The sequence below is a fragment of the Roseobacter sp. HKCCA2468 genome, assembly GCF_037805105.1.
GTDB lineage: Bacteria > Pseudomonadota > Alphaproteobacteria > Rhodobacterales > Rhodobacteraceae > M30B80.
The window spans coordinates 13,006-27,500 of sequence record NZ_JBBLYN010000005.1 but is presented as its reverse complement, the minus strand read 5'-3'; the positions used below and the strand labels follow the sequence as shown (position 1 = coordinate 27,500).

At 58.4% G+C, this 14,495-nt stretch carries 12 protein-coding genes, 1 tRNA gene, 2 rRNA genes and 2 pseudogenes (1 of these 17 running past the window's edge); 7 read left to right on the top strand and 10 right to left on the bottom strand.

Annotated features, from left to right (window positions below; all coding sequences use genetic code 11):
• From AAC620_RS11055 to AAC620_RS11040, 4 genes are all read left to right on the top strand, one after another.
• A 23S ribosomal RNA gene (locus tag AAC620_RS11055) occupies positions 1–1,966 on the top strand (it extends 866 nt beyond the left edge of the window).
• 89 nt (positions 1,967–2,055) lie between these two features.
• Positions 2,056–2,170 (top strand): 5S ribosomal RNA (gene rrf, locus AAC620_RS11050).
• Between the two features lie 83 nt (positions 2,171–2,253).
• A tRNA-Met gene (locus tag AAC620_RS11045) sits at positions 2,254–2,330 on the top strand.
• A gap of 393 nt (positions 2,331–2,723) precedes the next feature.
• A protein-coding gene (locus tag AAC620_RS11040; RefSeq protein ID WP_340245004.1) for an IS3 family transposase occupies positions 2,724–3,850 on the top strand; the annotation gives its coding sequence in 2 pieces (ribosomal slippage) (positions 2,724–2,988 and positions 2,988–3,850; 1,128 coding nt in all).
• A 279-nt stretch (positions 3,851–4,129) separates the two neighbouring features.
• Here the strand turns inward: AAC620_RS11040 and AAC620_RS11035 are convergent.
• From AAC620_RS11035 to ctlX, 3 genes are read right to left on the bottom strand one after another with little or no spacing between them, the layout of a single operon-like run.
• Positions 4,130–4,444 (bottom strand): DMT family transporter, encoded by a 315-nt coding sequence (locus AAC620_RS11035; protein WP_340245002.1) that lies wholly within the window; start codon positions 4,442–4,444, stop codon positions 4,130–4,132.
• Between the two features lie 9 nt (positions 4,445–4,453).
• A complete protein-coding gene (locus tag AAC620_RS11030; RefSeq protein WP_340245001.1) occupies positions 4,454–5,518 on the bottom strand; it encodes an ornithine cyclodeaminase in 1,065 nt (354 codons plus the stop codon).
• 9 nt (positions 5,519–5,527) lie between these two features.
• Positions 5,528–6,427: a citrulline utilization hydrolase CtlX gene (gene ctlX / locus AAC620_RS11025; protein WP_340245000.1), complete on the bottom strand. Its 900-nt coding sequence runs from the start codon at positions 6,425–6,427 to the stop codon at positions 5,528–5,530.
• A 168-nt stretch (positions 6,428–6,595) separates the two neighbouring features.
• On the opposite strand from ctlX, the gene AAC620_RS11020 reads away from it, so the two are divergent.
• Positions 6,596–7,021, top strand: a complete 426-nt coding sequence (locus tag AAC620_RS11020) for an Lrp/AsnC family transcriptional regulator (RefSeq protein WP_340244999.1) — start codon at positions 6,596–6,598, stop codon at positions 7,019–7,021.
• A gap of 5 nt (positions 7,022–7,026) precedes the next feature.
• On the opposite strand, the gene AAC620_RS11015 is transcribed toward AAC620_RS11020, so the two are convergent.
• From AAC620_RS11015 to AAC620_RS10990, 6 genes are all read right to left on the bottom strand, one after another.
• Complete coding sequence (locus AAC620_RS11015; protein ID WP_340244997.1) at positions 7,027–8,010, bottom strand: DMT family transporter; 984 nt, start codon at positions 8,008–8,010, stop codon at positions 7,027–7,029.
• Complete coding sequence (locus tag AAC620_RS11010) at positions 7,949–8,581, bottom strand: cysteine hydrolase family protein (RefSeq protein WP_340244996.1); 633 nt, start codon at positions 8,579–8,581, stop codon at positions 7,949–7,951. Before AAC620_RS11010 ends, AAC620_RS11015 begins: the two co-directional genes overlap by 62 nt.
• Positions 8,582–8,594: 13 nt before the next feature.
• Positions 8,595–9,398, bottom strand: coding sequence for an ABC transporter permease (locus AAC620_RS11005; protein ID WP_340244994.1), 804 nt, complete (start codon positions 9,396–9,398; stop codon positions 8,595–8,597).
• A gap of 1 nt (position 9,399) precedes the next feature.
• Positions 9,400–10,263, bottom strand: coding sequence for an ABC transporter permease (locus AAC620_RS11000; RefSeq protein ID WP_340245128.1), 864 nt, complete (start codon positions 10,261–10,263; stop codon positions 9,400–9,402).
• Between the two features lie 80 nt (positions 10,264–10,343).
• A complete protein-coding gene (locus AAC620_RS10995; RefSeq protein ID WP_340244992.1) occupies positions 10,344–11,408 on the bottom strand; it encodes an ABC transporter ATP-binding protein in 1,065 nt (354 codons plus the stop codon).
• 23 nt (positions 11,409–11,431) lie between these two features.
• On the bottom strand, positions 11,432–12,517 hold the full coding sequence (locus AAC620_RS10990; protein ID WP_340244990.1) for an ABC transporter substrate-binding protein: 1,086 nt from the start codon (positions 12,515–12,517) through the stop codon (positions 11,432–11,434).
• 137 nt (positions 12,518–12,654) lie between these two features.
• Here AAC620_RS10990 and AAC620_RS10985 point away from each other — a divergent pair, with 137 nt between their 5' ends.
• Positions 12,655–13,548, top strand: a complete 894-nt coding sequence (locus tag AAC620_RS10985; protein WP_340244989.1) for a LysR family transcriptional regulator — start codon at positions 12,655–12,657, stop codon at positions 13,546–13,548.
• Positions 13,549–13,964: 416 nt separating this feature from the next.
• Positions 13,965–14,309, top strand: a pseudogene (locus AAC620_RS10980) (transposase); the annotation flags it as partial.
• A gap of 22 nt (positions 14,310–14,331) precedes the next feature.
• Here AAC620_RS10980 and AAC620_RS10975 read toward each other — a convergent pair.
• Positions 14,332–14,478, bottom strand: a pseudogene (locus tag AAC620_RS10975) (ISKra4 family transposase); the annotation flags it as partial.
• Positions 14,479–14,495 lie beyond the last annotated feature (17 nt).

Below are 14,495 nucleotides of genomic sequence, written 5' to 3'. Positions count from 1 at the left end.
TCCGAATACCCCGGGGGGTAGAGCACTGGATGGGTAATGGGGCCCCACAGGCTTACTGATCCTAACCAAACTCCGAATACCCGGGAGTACTAGATGGCAGACACACGGCGGATGCTAACGTCCGTCGTGGAGAGGGAAACAACCCTGACCTCCAGCTAAGGCCCCTAATTCATGGCTAAGTGGGAAAGCAGGTGGGACGACCAAAACAACCAGGAGGTTGGCTTAGAAGCAGCCATCCTTTAAAGATAGCGTAACAGCTCACTGGTCTAAATAAGTTGTCCTGCGGCGAAGATGTATCGGGGCTCAAGCCATGAGCCGAAGCTGAGGATGCACGTAAGTGCGTGGTAGCGGAGCGTAGTGTGACATAACTCCATGTCTCCTTAACGGGTTCGCCCGTATTGGAGACGCGGAGTTTTCTGTGAAGCCGGGGCGTGAGCCATCCGGTGGAGAGATCACTAGCGAGAATGATGACATGAGTAGCGACAAACAGGGTGAGAGACCCTGTCGCCGAAAGTCCAAGGGTTCCTGCTTAAAGCTAATCTGAGCAGGGTAAGCCGGCCCCTAAGGCGAGGCAGAAATGCGTAGTCGATGGGAACCAGGTTAATATTCCTGGGCCAGTGGGATGTGACGGATCGTGACTGTTGTTCACCCTTATTGGATTGGGTGGGCCGCTAATCGGTTCCTGGAAATAGCCCCACACCAGACCGTACCCTAAACCGACACAGGTGGACTGGTAGAGAATACCAAGGCGCTTGAGAGAACGATGTTGAAGGAACTCGGCAAAATACCTCCGTAAGTTCGCGAGAAGGAGGCCCGGGTTCAAGGCAACTTGGATCCGGGGGCACAAACCAGGGGGTGGCGACTGTTTACTAAAAACACAGGGCTCTGCGAAGTCGCAAGACGACGTATAGGGTCTGACGCCTGCCCGGTGCCTGAAGGTTAAAAGGAGGGGTGCAAGCTCCGAATTGAAGCCCAGGTAAACGGCGGCCGTAACTATAACGGTCCTAAGGTAGCGAAATTCCTTGTCGGGTAAGTTCCGACCTGCACGAATGGCGTAACGACTTCCCCGCTGTCTCCAACATCGACTCAGCGAAATTGAATTGCCTGTCAAGATGCAGGCTTCCCGCGGTTAGACGGAAAGACCCCGTGCACCTTTACTACAACTTCAGATTGGCATCAGGCCAAGCATGTGCAGGATAGGTGGTAGACTTTGAAGCAGGGACGCCAGTTCCTGTGGAGTCATCCTTGAGATACCACCCTTGCTTTGCTTGATGTCTAACCGCGGCCCGTTATCCGGGTCCGGGACCCTCTGTGGTGGGTAGTTTGACTGGGGCGGTCGCCTCCTAAAGAGTAACGGAGGCGCGCGATGGTTGGCTCAGAGCGGTCGGAAATCGCTCGTTGAGTGCAATGGCAGAAGCCAGCCTGACTGCAAGACTGACAAGTCGAGCAGAGTCGAAAGACGGTCATAGTGATCCGGTGGTCCCAAGTGGGAGGGCCATCGCTCAACGGATAAAAGGTACGCCGGGGATAACAGGCTGATGATGCCCAAGAGTCCATATCGACGGCATCGTTTGGCACCTCGATGTCGGCTCATCTCATCCTGGGGCTGGAGCAGGTCCCAAGGGTATGGCTGTTCGCCATTTAAAGAGGTACGTGAGCTGGGTTTAGAACGTCGTGAGACAGTTCGGTCCCTATCTGCCGTGGGTGTAGGATACTTGAGAGGAGTTGCCCCTAGTACGAGAGGACCGGGGTGAACGATCCACTGGTGGACCTGTTGTTGCGCCAGCAGCAGTGCAGGGTAGCTATGATCGGACAGGATAACCGCTGAAGGCATCTAAGCGGGAAGCCCCCCTCAAAACAAGGTATCCCTGAGGGCCGTGGAAGACCACCACGTCGATAGGCCAGAGATGTAAGCGCAGCAATGCGTTCAGTTGACTGGTACTAATTGCCCGATAGGCTTGATTTGATCCAGTAGAAGCCAGGTTTGGCCTCTAGGATTGATGAAAGCATCACACTCAGGTGTGCTGACTTGGATGTTTTGTGTTTCTTTCTCGGTTTGGTGGTCATAGCGTGAGCAAAACACCCGGCTCCATTCCGAACCCGGCCGTTAAGTGCCACTGCGCCAATGGTACTGCGTCTTAAGACGTGGGAGAGTAGGTCACCGCCAAACCTAGTAAGAAACACGAACACTGATCTCTCTAACGATGCAGCCCCAAATTGCCTGAAATTTCAGCCTTGGGGCCTGTATATTGGCGCGGGGTGGAGCAGCCCGGTAGCTCGTCAGGCTCATAACCTGAAGGTCGTAGGTTCAAATCCTACCCCCGCAACCAAAAAAATACTAATATTTATCAAGTATTTAAGAAAGTTGCCGCTAGGGTGGGTAGACCTCCGCAGCCTAAAAATTGCTGCGTTCATTGCTACGTTTGCCTTATGCGTGGCGAGGCAACCTCTTGCTTGTGCAGTCATACTAATACTTCAAGAGGGTTACTTCACCTCTTAGAAGCCGATCTCGATATCTGTGTAACGGCACTCCACGGACTATAAATTCCCCCCCTGCGCTTGACTAAGAGGCCGGTTTCATAGTCCCTCAAAAAATGTTGGACGTATTTTTGTTCCATAATCAATGTCTAAGTCGAAGACCAACGGCGACCTAAGCGGCAGCATCAGTGAGCCTCCCCCACTGAACCGGTCCACCGCTATGTTTAGGAAACGGAGGACCAGGAATGGCAAACAAACGACCGAAGCCCGAAGAGATCGTTACAAAGTTGCGTCAAGTTGAAGTGCTGATGGGGCAAGGATTGTCCCGTCTTGATGCGATCAGACAAATTGGTGTTGTTGAGCAGACCTATTATCGCTGGCGCAGACAGTATGGCGGTATGGGCGTTGATCAATTGAAAGAGCTTAAACGTTTACAAAAAGAGAATGAACAGCTGAGAAGAGCTGTTTCTGATCTGACACTCGATAAGCTGATCTTAAGAGAAGCTGCACGGGGAAACTTCTAAGCCCCGCTCGTCGCAGGGCATGTATTGATCATGTTCGCACCCAATTGGATGTTTCAGAGCGCAGAGCCTGTCGTGTGCTTGAGCAACATCGGTCCACACAACGTAATCCCCCAAAAGGGCGTGCGGATGAAGAGAGACTTGTTGCGGATATGATTGAGTTTGCCCGACAGTATGGCCGCTATGGCTATCGCAGAGTGGCCTACCTTCTGAGAGAGGTGGGTTGGTCAGTCAGCGATGGTCGCATTGAGAGGCTGTGGCGACGAGAGGGGCTCAAAGTCCCACCTAAGCAACCCAAGAAAGGACGGCTCTGGCTGAATGACGGTTCATGCGTCCGTCTTCGCCCCCAGTACCGCAATCATGTTTGGAGCTATGATTTTGTGCACTGCAGAACGGATGACGGGAGACCGTTTCGAACCTTAAACATTATCGATGAGTACAGTCGGGAATGCTTGACCATCAAAGTTGAGCGGAAACTGAACTCCACGAATGTGATTGATGCCTTAACAGATCTATTCATTTTGCGTGGGCCACCTGCATACATTCGCTCTGACAATGGGCCTGAGTTCGTTGCTCTAGCGGTCAGAGATTGGATTACGGCTGTCGGCGCAAAAACAGCTTATATCGAACCTGGAAGCCCATGGGAGAATGGTTACTGCGAAAGCTTCAACGGCAGGTTCCGTGATGAGCTTTTGAATGGCGAAGTCTTCTACACGCTACGAGAAGCCCAAATCATCATTGAAAAATGGAGGCAGCACTACAACACAAAGAGACCACACAGTGCATTGGGCTATCGCCCGCCCGCTCCTGAAACCATCATACAAATGGACCAGAGGCCAAATATGCACTAACTATAAACTCGGACCGGTCAAATGAGGCTGCTCAGGGGCCTTGGTTTTCTCACGGCAGTTCAGCGGTCTATGATCTATGCATGATTGTACATCAGTGCTGGGGCAAGGAGGTTACCACGCGCGAGCCCGGTCTCGTGCCGGATACTTGTGAACTCTAGCGATCTGAAATCGGTCAGATTACCGGATGGGGGCGGATACTACCTTGTGAACAAGACGACCCCTGCGGCCCTGTGTTTCGGCCCGGGGATCAGTGAGATAAAAACATGACCGACGCCGATATCACGATGCCAGTTTTAACCCGACGATACCCGAGAGGATCAATCCTACGCAGGCAAGCCGCAATGCCGTCACCGGCTCAGCAAGGAAAAGGATGCCGAAGATCACGGTTCCAACCGTGCCGATTCCGGTCCAGATCGCGTAGCCCGTCCCAAGCGGTATGCTGCGCAGCGCCAGAGCCAGAAGAACAAGGCTGACGATCATCGAACCGGCCGTCAGGACTGTCGGCAACGGGCGGGTGAGGCCTTCTGTGTACTTCAAACCAACGGCCCAGCCGATTTCGAACAAGCCGGCGAAAAGCAGGAACACCCATGCCATCTCTATCCCCTATGCTATGGCGATTTCGGGCTTGGCGCGCTGGAACATGCCGAACAGGTCGCGCGGATCGTCGGGATCTGCGATCATATCGAGGCGGGTAAAGTAGGGCGTGCCCCGGATCGACTTGGCGACATAGCGCAGGGCGCTGAAATCCTCGATGGCGAAACCTACGCTGTCAAACAGGGTGATTTGACGGTCATCGTTGCGGCCCTCCGCCTCGCCGGTGATCACTTGCCACAGCTCGGTGACCGCGTGATCGGGGTCCAGCTGCTGGATTTCGCCTTCGATCCGCGTTTGGGGCGGGTATTCGACAAAGATCGACGACCGCAGCAGGATATCCGCGTGCAATTCCGTCTTTCCGGGGCAGTCGCCGCCGATGGCGTTGATGTGCACTCCGCTGCCCACCATGTTATCGGTCAGGATCGTGGCATATTGCTTGTCAGCGGTGCAGGTCGTGATGATCTGAGCGCCTTCGATCGCCTCCTCGCCAGAACGACATTCGACCACTTTCAAACCGCTCTGCGCCAGGTTCGCCGCACAGCGCGCGGTGGCCGACGGGTCGATGTCAAAGAGCCTCACGGTATCGACACCGCAGACGGCCTTGAAGGCAAGGCACTGGAATTCCGACTGCGCGCCGTTGCCGATCATGGCCATGGTCCGCGCCGATCTGGGCGCCAGATACTTGGCAGCCATTGCGCTGGTCGCCGCCGTCCGCAGCGCGGTCAGCAGAGTCATTTCGCTCAGCAACTTCGGATAACCCGACTCCACATCCGCGAGGAGGCCAAAGGCCGTCACGGTCTGCAAGCCTTCGGCGGTGTTCTTGGGGTGACCGTTGACATACTTGAAGCCGTAGGTCTGCCCGTCCGAGGTCGGCATCAACTCGATCACGCCCACATCGGAATGGCTGGCAACGCGTGGGGTTTTGTCGAAAAGAGGCCAGCGGCGGAAATCGGCTTCAATCTCGGCAGCCAGATCGGTCAGCACCTTTTCGACGCCGATGTGATGAACCAGACCCATCATGTGCTCAACGGAGACAAAGGGAACATAGGCAAGTTTCGAGGGTAGGGGGGACATGGGGTTTCCTCAGGCGGTTTGGGGGGTGCGGGCGCTCAGATGCAGCCCGGCAATCATGCAGCGGACGGATCCGCCCGCGTGTTCGATAGTAGGAATATCCAGCGGCAGCAGGGACACATGGCTCTCCAGCGTTTCGCGTTGTTCGGCATCGAGCGACCGCAGCGCCCGCGACGACAGCGCCAGAACGAGCCCGTCTCGCCCCTGCAACTCGATGGCATTGCCCGCGAAATCGGCAATCTGGGCATGGCTCAGTTCGATGATGTCACGTTCGCCGCGGCGCAGGCGTTCGGCCACCTCGCGGCGGCGCGGTGCATCGGGAATGGAGTCGAGCCCGATCATCGCGAAATCGGTGCCGATGCACATCAGAACATTGGTGTGATAGATCGGCTTGCCATTTGCATCGACGGCATCAAAGACCACCGGTTCATAGTTGAAATGGGTGCAAAACCGCTCCAGCAGGATCTCGCTAGTCCGTTTCGACCGAGCGGCATAAGCGACCCGCTCCAGGTGGTCGATGACCATGGCGCCGGTACCTTCGAGGAAGAGGTTGTCCTGTTCCAGCCCGGAATAATCGATGATGTCCTGCACGCGGTAGTCACGCTTGAGCATCTCCAGCACATCCTGTCGCCGTTCGCCCCGACGGTTTGGCGAATACATCGGGTAGACAGCGACGTGCCCTCCGGAATGGGTAGAGAACCAGTTGTTCGGAAAGACTGAATCCGGGGTGTCGGTGCCCTCGTCATCGAACAGGTGAACATGCACACCGACAGCCTGCAATGCCTCGGCGGCGCGGGTGACTTCGGCATGGGCGGCTTGTGCCATGGATGAGGCATCGCTGGCAGTATGCGTCTGGAAATGGTTGTCGAGTGCGGTTTCCGCGTTCGGGGTGAAATGGTGCGGACGTATCATCACGACCGAGGGCGGGGCCTGAAGCGAGGAACGGGGCATGGGGCGAGGCTTTCCTGTGCAAAACTGTTCCCAAAACCTATCCGGCCGGGTTGACGAATTGCATTGCCATGATGATAGTTTTGCAAAGCTTTCTTGCACAAATTGCTTGGTTCGGATGTTAATATTGCCATGTATACCTACGACGATCTCGACCGCAGGCTGATCACCCTTCTGCGTGAAGACGGGCGGGCGCCCGTATCCAAGCTGGCGACAATCCTCGACGTGTCCCGGGCAACGGTACAGGCGCGGATCGACCGGTTGCTGGACAGTGGCGCGGTGCTGGGGTTCACCATACGTGCCCGCGAAGACAGCGGCCCCCAGGGCGTGCGGGCGATCATGATGATCGAAGTCTCGGGTCAGTCGACGACGCAGGTGATCCGCTCCCTGCGTGGTATCCCGGCGCTGCACCAGTTGCACTCGACCAATGGCAACTGGGACCTCGTCGCACAGCTCAGCGCTGAAAGCCTGGCAGATTTCGACCGGGTGCTGCGCGAGGTGCGCGGCATCCCAGGCATCACCAACAGCGAAACCTCGATCCTGCTGAGTTCGGTCTAGGTGGGTCATGAGCGAGCGTCCGGTCTCATGTCCGGTAGCCTGGCCACTATCAACCCCGAGACGAGGATGACGGCGATGCCGATCCAGCTGGTTGCATCCGTCGCGATGCCCCACAGGGCCAGGCCCCAGAAGGCCGCGAAAACAAGGAAAGAATATTCGTATACGGCAACCTGAGCAGGTCTACCGATCCGATAGGCTTGCGCGATCAGCGTCACGGCAATCACCGCGCCCGCCGCCTGAAACAGGGTCAGCCACAGGAAACGGAACGTCACCGGTGCCCACGGACGCGTCAGGAATGTCTCGCCCGGAGCAAGCGTCGTGACGCAGACCATTCCAAGGCTGAACAATCCGATGGTGGCAAAGACGCCAAGCGCCAGTGCCACGGGGCTTTCCTGTGCACAGATCTCGCGCGTCAGGAGCATTCCGAAGCCATAAAGCGCCCCCGCCGCGAGGGGCAGGACAGTCATGACTGACAGCGCCGCCGCATCGGGCCGCAGGACCAGCAGCGCCCCACCAAAGCCGCCAAGGACGGCCAGCACATGCAAGCCGCCGATCCGGGCGCCGAACACCATTGCGGACAGGAGCAACACCCAGATCGGGGCGCTGAAGAGACCCGCACCCGCCTGAGCCACCGGCATCGTCCCAAGCGAGGCAAAGTAAAACAGAAGACCTGCCGATACTGCGGCACTTCGCAGGGCAAGCCGCCCCCAATGTTTCGGTCGCACCGAAACACGCAGGGCGCGCCCCAGCAATAACAGGAGCGGCAGCGCGAAAAGCGTGCGGAAGATCTGGAACTGCCACAGCCCGGCCTCCTCGGCGACCGATGCGACGAAGGTGTCGATCAGACTGAGGATCGCCGAGGCTGCCAGCGCCAGAGCCGCTGCCTGAAGTTTGGTATTTGCCGTCATGGTCTCTTGGCTCGGGAAATCAGGTCGCCGCTTTTCCGTCCATTGCGGCCAGAACTTCGTCCAGCGATCGGATGGCGCCATGTTGCAGGTATTCCATCGCGTTCAGCGAGGCCTGATGTGCCGCAAGGCTGGAACCTGCGACGCAATCCTCGATCACCCGGCAGAAGTAATCGCCCTGATGCCCGTCCACGAATGTGTAATGCACGCAGACATCGGTAAGCCCGCCGGTGAGCAGCAGGGTGTCGACCTTGAGACCGCGTAGCAGGATTTCCAGGTCGGTACCGTAGAAGGCCGAATAGCGGCGTTTCTGGATCTTGTAGTCATCGGGGCGGATGCCGAGTTCGTCGCTGGCCAACTCGGTCAGCGGATTGCTGTCGAGGCAGTGGATATCCTCGTCGCCGTCGGTTTCGCGGCCCATGTCCACCAGGTCAGCGCGGTGGATTTCCTGGATGAAGATGACGGGAATGTCGACCTCGCGCGCGCGGTCAATTGCGATTTTGGTGCGGGCCATACGGTCCGCATAGTCTGGCATATGCGCGATGGAACGCTGGTCATCCGGGATCGGCGCAAAGGTCGATTTCTGGATGTCGATGACGATCACGGCGGCTTTGCCCTCGATCAGGGCGCGTTTGTTGGGTTTGCCGTTCAGCATGGTGGTTTCTCCATCAGGACGATTTGCTTGTATCGGCCCCAAGCAGTTGAGGCAGGTTTCCGAACCGCGCGATCAGGGAAAAGACCAACGCGGAAATTGCGAGGAAGGTAATGGCTCCGACGGCCATGGTCGGCGTGAACCCGTTCCGGAGCGAGTTGAAGATCTGCACTGTTACGGTCGAGTAGCCCGAGGCCGAGACGAAGAAGATCACGATGAACTCGTTGAAGCTGAGCACGAGCGCAAAGAAGAATCCCGAGGCGGTGAAGGGCATCATTTGCGGCAGGATGATGGTGCGAAAGGCGGTGGCCTCGCTCGCGCCCATGGTCGCGGCCGCATCCAGATGCGCACGGTCGATGGATTGTAGCCCGATCGACAACGTGGTCAGAGGCAGGGCCAGGAACAGGATCGTATGGCTGAGAATGCCGGACCACAGGTCGCCAAGTGCGCCCAAATATCCCCAGAAGAACACCAGCCCGACACCGAAGACGATGGGCGGCAAAGCAAAGGGCATCGAGGCGAGGCCCGCGACCAGCTTTGAGGCTCGGCTGTTGCGGCGCCAAAGAGCGTAAGCGATCGGCCATGCAGTCAGCACCGCGAGCACCGCGCTGGACAAGGCCACGATGAACGATGTCCGGAGCGAGCGCACCCAGATTTCTTCGGTCAGGAAGAACTCGGCAAAGCGGGCGAGTGTGGGGTCTTCGGGTGGGAAGAACATCGTGCGCCCGCCATTCAATGCCGCAAGGCAGACGACAAGAATCGGAAAGATGATCCAGAGCGCGGCAAATCCCATTAAGGCGCGTGCAAGGAGTTTTCCCATCTCAGCGACCTCCGGTCTTGGCAGACAGGAAGCGCTGTCCGATGACCAAAACCGCTGCGGCTGTCAGCAGGAGCACCACCGCCTGCGCGGATCCGAAGGGTGCGTTCAGCGTCGATCCCCGCACCGCCTCGTAGACCGAGATGGACAGCGTGTGCTTCGACGGATCGGCAAAGACGGCGATGGTGACGTAGGCACCCAGCAGGAACACGAAGAGCAAGAGTACGGCGCCAACCAGCGGCGTCCGGACCATCGGCATGACCACTGTGCGGACGACCGTGAAGGGGCTGGCGCCCATGGTGCGGGCGGCCTCGACCACCTCGTGTTCGATTTTCGAGATCGGTGGGTAGAGCAGGATCACGGCGTAGGGCCAAACCAGATAGGTCAGCGTCAGGATTGTGGCGAATTCGCTGGGCTTGAAACGCACGTTGCGCGGCGTCGCCAGCCCCCATTCGCGCAAAAGATCCAGGCCGCCATTTTCTTTCAGCCAATCGGTCAGCCCGGTTTCCTGGAACACCATCGGCAAGCCAGAACGGTTCGACATCAGGATGTCCCATCCCATGACAATGAAGACTTCGGAGAAGGTCAGGCTGCACAGGAAGAATACGAGCCAGACCGTTTGCGCCCGGCGCGAGCCCCGCGTCATCAGCCAGACAAATGGGAAGGCGGTGGCAACAGCGAGGATTGCGGCAACAAGCGCATACCATACCGAATACCATAGGTATTTGAGGTACAAGAGCGACACACTGTCGGGATAATCGGTGCCGACGAAGAAGCGGCGGTAGTTGGTCAGCTCGAAACCCCAGACCCACGCCGCGCCCTCGACCTTGTGGCCAAAGCTGATCGCGAAGACCAGTAGGAACGGCACGACGGCCAAGATTAGAACCGCGGCGACATGTAGCGCGCCAAGGCCCCTGACGACGTGGCGGTGTTGAAGGGTGGGCGCGGTCATGCTGCCTTGCTCTCGATTGCCGGCAACAGGTGCAGGGTGTCGGCGGGGAATTCCGCATGCACGCGGTCGCCGATGCAGACGGTTTCATGGAAACTGCCGGGGATCTCCGCCGTGACGTGTCCGGCCGGTGTATCAAGATGAACCTCGCGCGCCACGCCTTCGTCGCGCACGAATGTCACCGTGCCGGGAAGGCCATTCGTGGCCGGTGCGCTGTCGGACAGGCGCACCGCTTCTGGGCGGCAGAAGAGCGTCACTGCACGGCCCGCGCCAAAGCCGCCGTGATCGGCGACGGCAAACTCGGTGTCACCCAGACGGACGCCGCGCTCGGTCGACTGACCTTGCAGCAGATTGGCATTGCCGATGAAGGAGGCGACAAAAGCGTTGGCGGGTCGATGGTAGATCTCCTGGGGGGTGCCGACCTGTTCCACGCGGCCATGGCTCATCACCACGATCCGGTCGGCCATGGTCATCGCCTCGCGCTGGTCATGGGTGACGACAATTGTGGTGATGCCAAGCCGCTGCTGCAAGAGCCGCAACTCCATCTGCATGTCATTGCGCAGCTTGGCGTCCAGTGCGGACATTGGTTCGTCGAGCAGGAATATTTCCGGCTCCTGCGCCAGCGCGCGCGCGATTGCCACCCGCTGACGCTGACCGCCGGACAATTCGCCGACCCTGTTCTGCCCCTTGTCGCCGAGTTGCACCAAGTCCAGCAACTCTTGAGCCCTTGCCCGTCGGGTCGCAGCATCTACCCCGGCAATGCGCAGACTGTAGGACACGTTGCGCGCCACGTTCAGGTGCGGAAACAGCGCAAAAGACTGGAACACCATGCCGAACTTGCGTTTTTCTGCCGGCAGTGGCGCGATGTCTTGCCCATTCAGCAGAATGCGTCCCTTCGTCGGGCCTTCCAGACCGGCGATCATCCGCAAGAGCGTCGTCTTCCCGCAGCCGGAGGGGCCGAGAAGCGCCGTGAGTTTTCCCGCCTCGAATATCAGGTTCGCGCCCTGCACGGCGACGAAGCTGCCAAACTCCTTGCGGACATCTTCAAGAACAAGATCAGACACTTACTCGGCCCCCTTCATCCGCATCAGGCTTGGGCAACCATGCGGTCCCAGGCTTCGTTGATGAAGGTCTCGTCATCGAGGTAGACCTCGTAGGGCACATGGATGGCGGGTGTTCCGGTGACGGCGACCAGTTCGTCACCCGACAGTCCGGTCGACGCAGCATCGACGACCGGGGCGGTGCCGATCATGCGCGACATGATCGCCTGCGTTTCCGGCTGGCAGGAGAAGGCCATGAATTCATAGGCTTCGTCCTGCTTGTCCGAGCCTTGCGCCAGCGTCCAGGAATTGAAGTCGATCACGTTGCCCTCGCGCGGGAAGATCGACTTGACCGGGTGGCCATCGGCGGCCATCAGCCCCGCAACGTCGTGGAAATACATGCCACCCACCACGTCGAAATTCTTCAACGCCTGTTCCATCTGGCTTTCGCCGGTGTACCACAGCGCGACGTTCTGGTGCAGTTCGGCAGCCTTCTCAACGGCGGCGATGATACCGTCGTGGGTCCGCAGCGCGTCGGTGCCGCCCAGGAAGGTTGCGGCGACCACCTCGAGGAAGTGGAAGTTGACACTCTTGGGCAGGCCGAGGCTGGCCTCGAAACGGTTCGAGTCCCAGAAATCCGCCCAGCTGCTCGGTTCTTCGGTGATCTCGTCGGTATTGATGACCATCGAGTAGAAGAAGCTCAGCGCGCCGACGCCAAGTAGACTGTCACCCTGGCGAGAAAGGAAGCTCTCGCCTACATTGTCGATGGTCGCGATCCGGCCAGGGTCGATCGGCGCAAGGATGCCGCCAAGGCGCCCCGCCTTGATAATGTTCACCGGCGTGTGCATCGACAGATCAGCGGGGATGTTCCCGGCAGACAGAGCCTGGCTCATCGTCTGCAGCCAGCTGGTCGAGTCCGGCTGCGTGACGCTCTCCACGGCGATACCCGTGGCTTCGGTAAACACGGGGTAGACGTGCTGTTTCAGGCTGTCTTCGAAGTAGCCGCCATAGGATCCGATCTTGATCGACCGGCTCTGCGCGATAGCCGGCGCGGCAAGCATACCGGTGCCGGCAAGAACGCCAAGACTTGCGGAGGTCTTCAGAAGTTTGCGGCGGGTGATGGATGTGGTCATGGCGGTTTCCCTTGTTGCTGAAGTCGCTTGGTTCGGTTGGTCCGAGTTCTGGAGCTTCCGCAAACGGTAAGGTGCGCGAGTTGCGGGACAAAACGCGAAGATCTTGCGCTCAGCGTCGTTTTTCGCTACGCTGAGACATGACCCGTTCACTTCGTCATCTGAACTCCTTGCGCGCCTTCGAGGCCGCCGCCCGGCATTCGAGCTTTGCCAAGGCGGCAAGCGAATTGAACGTCAGCCACAGCGTGGTGAGCCAGCACGTAAAGAACCTCGAAGAGTGGTTCGGTGCCGACCTGTTTTCCCGGCATGGAAACCGGGTGGAACTGACGGCGACAGGACGGGCGCTGATGCCTCAGGTGGCGAGCGGGCTGCAGACGCTGACCGACGCCTGCGAAGGGATACTTCGCAAATCGCAATCGGGAGCGGTCGTCGTCAGTGCCGAACCCGCCTTGGCTTCGCTCTGGCTTCGCAAGCACATCACCGAGTTCTGCGCGCTTTATCCTAGGATCGAGGTGGACCTACGCCCCGCGTGGACACCCGAACGGATCACGGACGGTCAGGCCGACATGATCATCCACTTCGCCACCCGAATGCCCGCGAGCGGCGTTGAGAAGACCGACCTGTTTCCGATCGACGGGTACCCCGCCGCAACGCCCCAAGTTGCGGACAGGCTTATGAATGCAAACGGCACTGTCGACTGGTCCAGCGCCGAGCTGGTGCACGACAATGGACGGGAGACCTGGCACAAGTGGTTTGCTGCGAACGAACCTGAAAGCGACGCTTGGCGAACAGGGCGCGTTTACTCCGACTTGTCTCTTGCGATTGATGCGGCCGTAGACGGCGAAGGTGTGATACTGGCGGATGATATCCTGTGCAGGCAGGAAATGGCGGCCAACCGCCTCGTCCGGCTGGACGAACGCTTGCTGCGCTGCGTTTGGTATCAGGTTGCCCTGCCGCGAAACGCCGCTCGAAAGCCAGCCGCCGAAACACTGCGCAACTGGTTGCTGGACAAGACACATGCGCTGCGGGATTGAAAGAGCACCGAGGCATGGATGTCTGGTGTTCACTTCGGCAGGATTGAGTTTAGAGCGTGCAGCTTGGCGGTCACAGTTCACCGAGGGAATTTTCAGGTTGATGTCGCGCAGCCCCTAATTATGAAGAAGATCCAATAGCATCAGAAGATTATTTTTGCCCTGAATAGGAGTGGGTAATAGCTGGTGGTCGAACGGCCCGCTTTGAGACGCCCATCCTTCTGTCAAACACTGCGGCCCGTTTGATCACCAATTTTGTCCACTACAGCTCAAAACCCAGTGTCCCAGGTAAAACGCGGCAGAAAGACTGCGGGGGCTGGCTGTTTTTGAACGGCTAAGTTACGAAGCTGTTGGGGAAAGGAAAAACTCGTCTTATTGGAGATTGGTGCAACGAGGCCGCGTCAGGCAGCGGGCGCTAAAGGGGGACTCCGCAGCAGGGTTTCGGCCGTGCGCGCGGTGGTTTCACGACCAAGATCCACCTCCTGTGCAATGCCGCCGGGCTGCCCATGAGGATCGAGATCACCGCTGGGCAGACCTCCAACTATCTTGACTTTGATCTGGTCATGGCTGATAACCTGCCAACGCCAAGCGTTCTGCTGGCTGATCGGGGCTATGACGCTGATAGCATTCGAAATTCTATGGATAAGCGTGACGTTCTTCCAGTCATCCCGATGCGCAAATCACGCAAAATGCGTGTCGGCGTCGACCAGTCTTTACATCGCCTGCGCAACCTGGTCGAACGATGCTTCAACAAGCTGAAAAACGGGAGTGGGCAAAACTTGGTGTTCACTCTGCTCGCTTTGAGACGCGCAACCTCCCGTCAAGGACGGCGGCCCGTGTGATCGCAACACGATGTGCGCCCTGAGGAGACCATCTCATGCGTCGCCGCTTGCCCATGCGGGCGTTGCCGATGTCATCAACGCAGCCTGGGGCGCCGAAAAGGCCTATCA

Excerpts from the sequence above, each read along its gene's own strand:
- AAC620_RS11035 (WP_340245002.1), bottom strand. The coding sequence starts at position 4,444 with ATGGCATGGGTGTTCCTGCTTTTCGCCGGCTTGTTCGAAATCGGCTGG.
- AAC620_RS11030 (WP_340245001.1), bottom strand. The coding sequence starts at position 5,518 with ATGTCCCCCCTACCCTCGAAACTTGCCTATGTTCCCTTTGTCTCCGTT.
- ctlX (WP_340245000.1), bottom strand. The coding sequence starts at position 6,427 with ATGATACGTCCGCACCATTTCACCCCGAACGCGGAAACCGCACTCGAC.
- AAC620_RS11020 (WP_340244999.1), top strand. The coding sequence starts at position 6,596 with ATGTATACCTACGACGATCTCGACCGCAGGCTGATCACCCTTCTGCGT.
- AAC620_RS11015 (WP_340244997.1), bottom strand. The coding sequence starts at position 8,010 with ATGGCGCCATCCGATCGCTGGACGAAGTTCTGGCCGCAATGGACGGAA.
- AAC620_RS11010 (WP_340244996.1), bottom strand. The coding sequence starts at position 8,581 with ATGCTGAACGGCAAACCCAACAAACGCGCCCTGATCGAGGGCAAAGCC.
- AAC620_RS11005 (WP_340244994.1), bottom strand. The coding sequence starts at position 9,398 with ATGGGAAAACTCCTTGCACGCGCCTTAATGGGATTTGCCGCGCTCTGG.
- AAC620_RS10990 (WP_340244990.1), bottom strand. The coding sequence starts at position 12,517 with ATGACCACATCCATCACCCGCCGCAAACTTCTGAAGACCTCCGCAAGT.
- AAC620_RS10985 (WP_340244989.1), top strand. The coding sequence starts at position 12,655 with ATGACCCGTTCACTTCGTCATCTGAACTCCTTGCGCGCCTTCGAGGCC.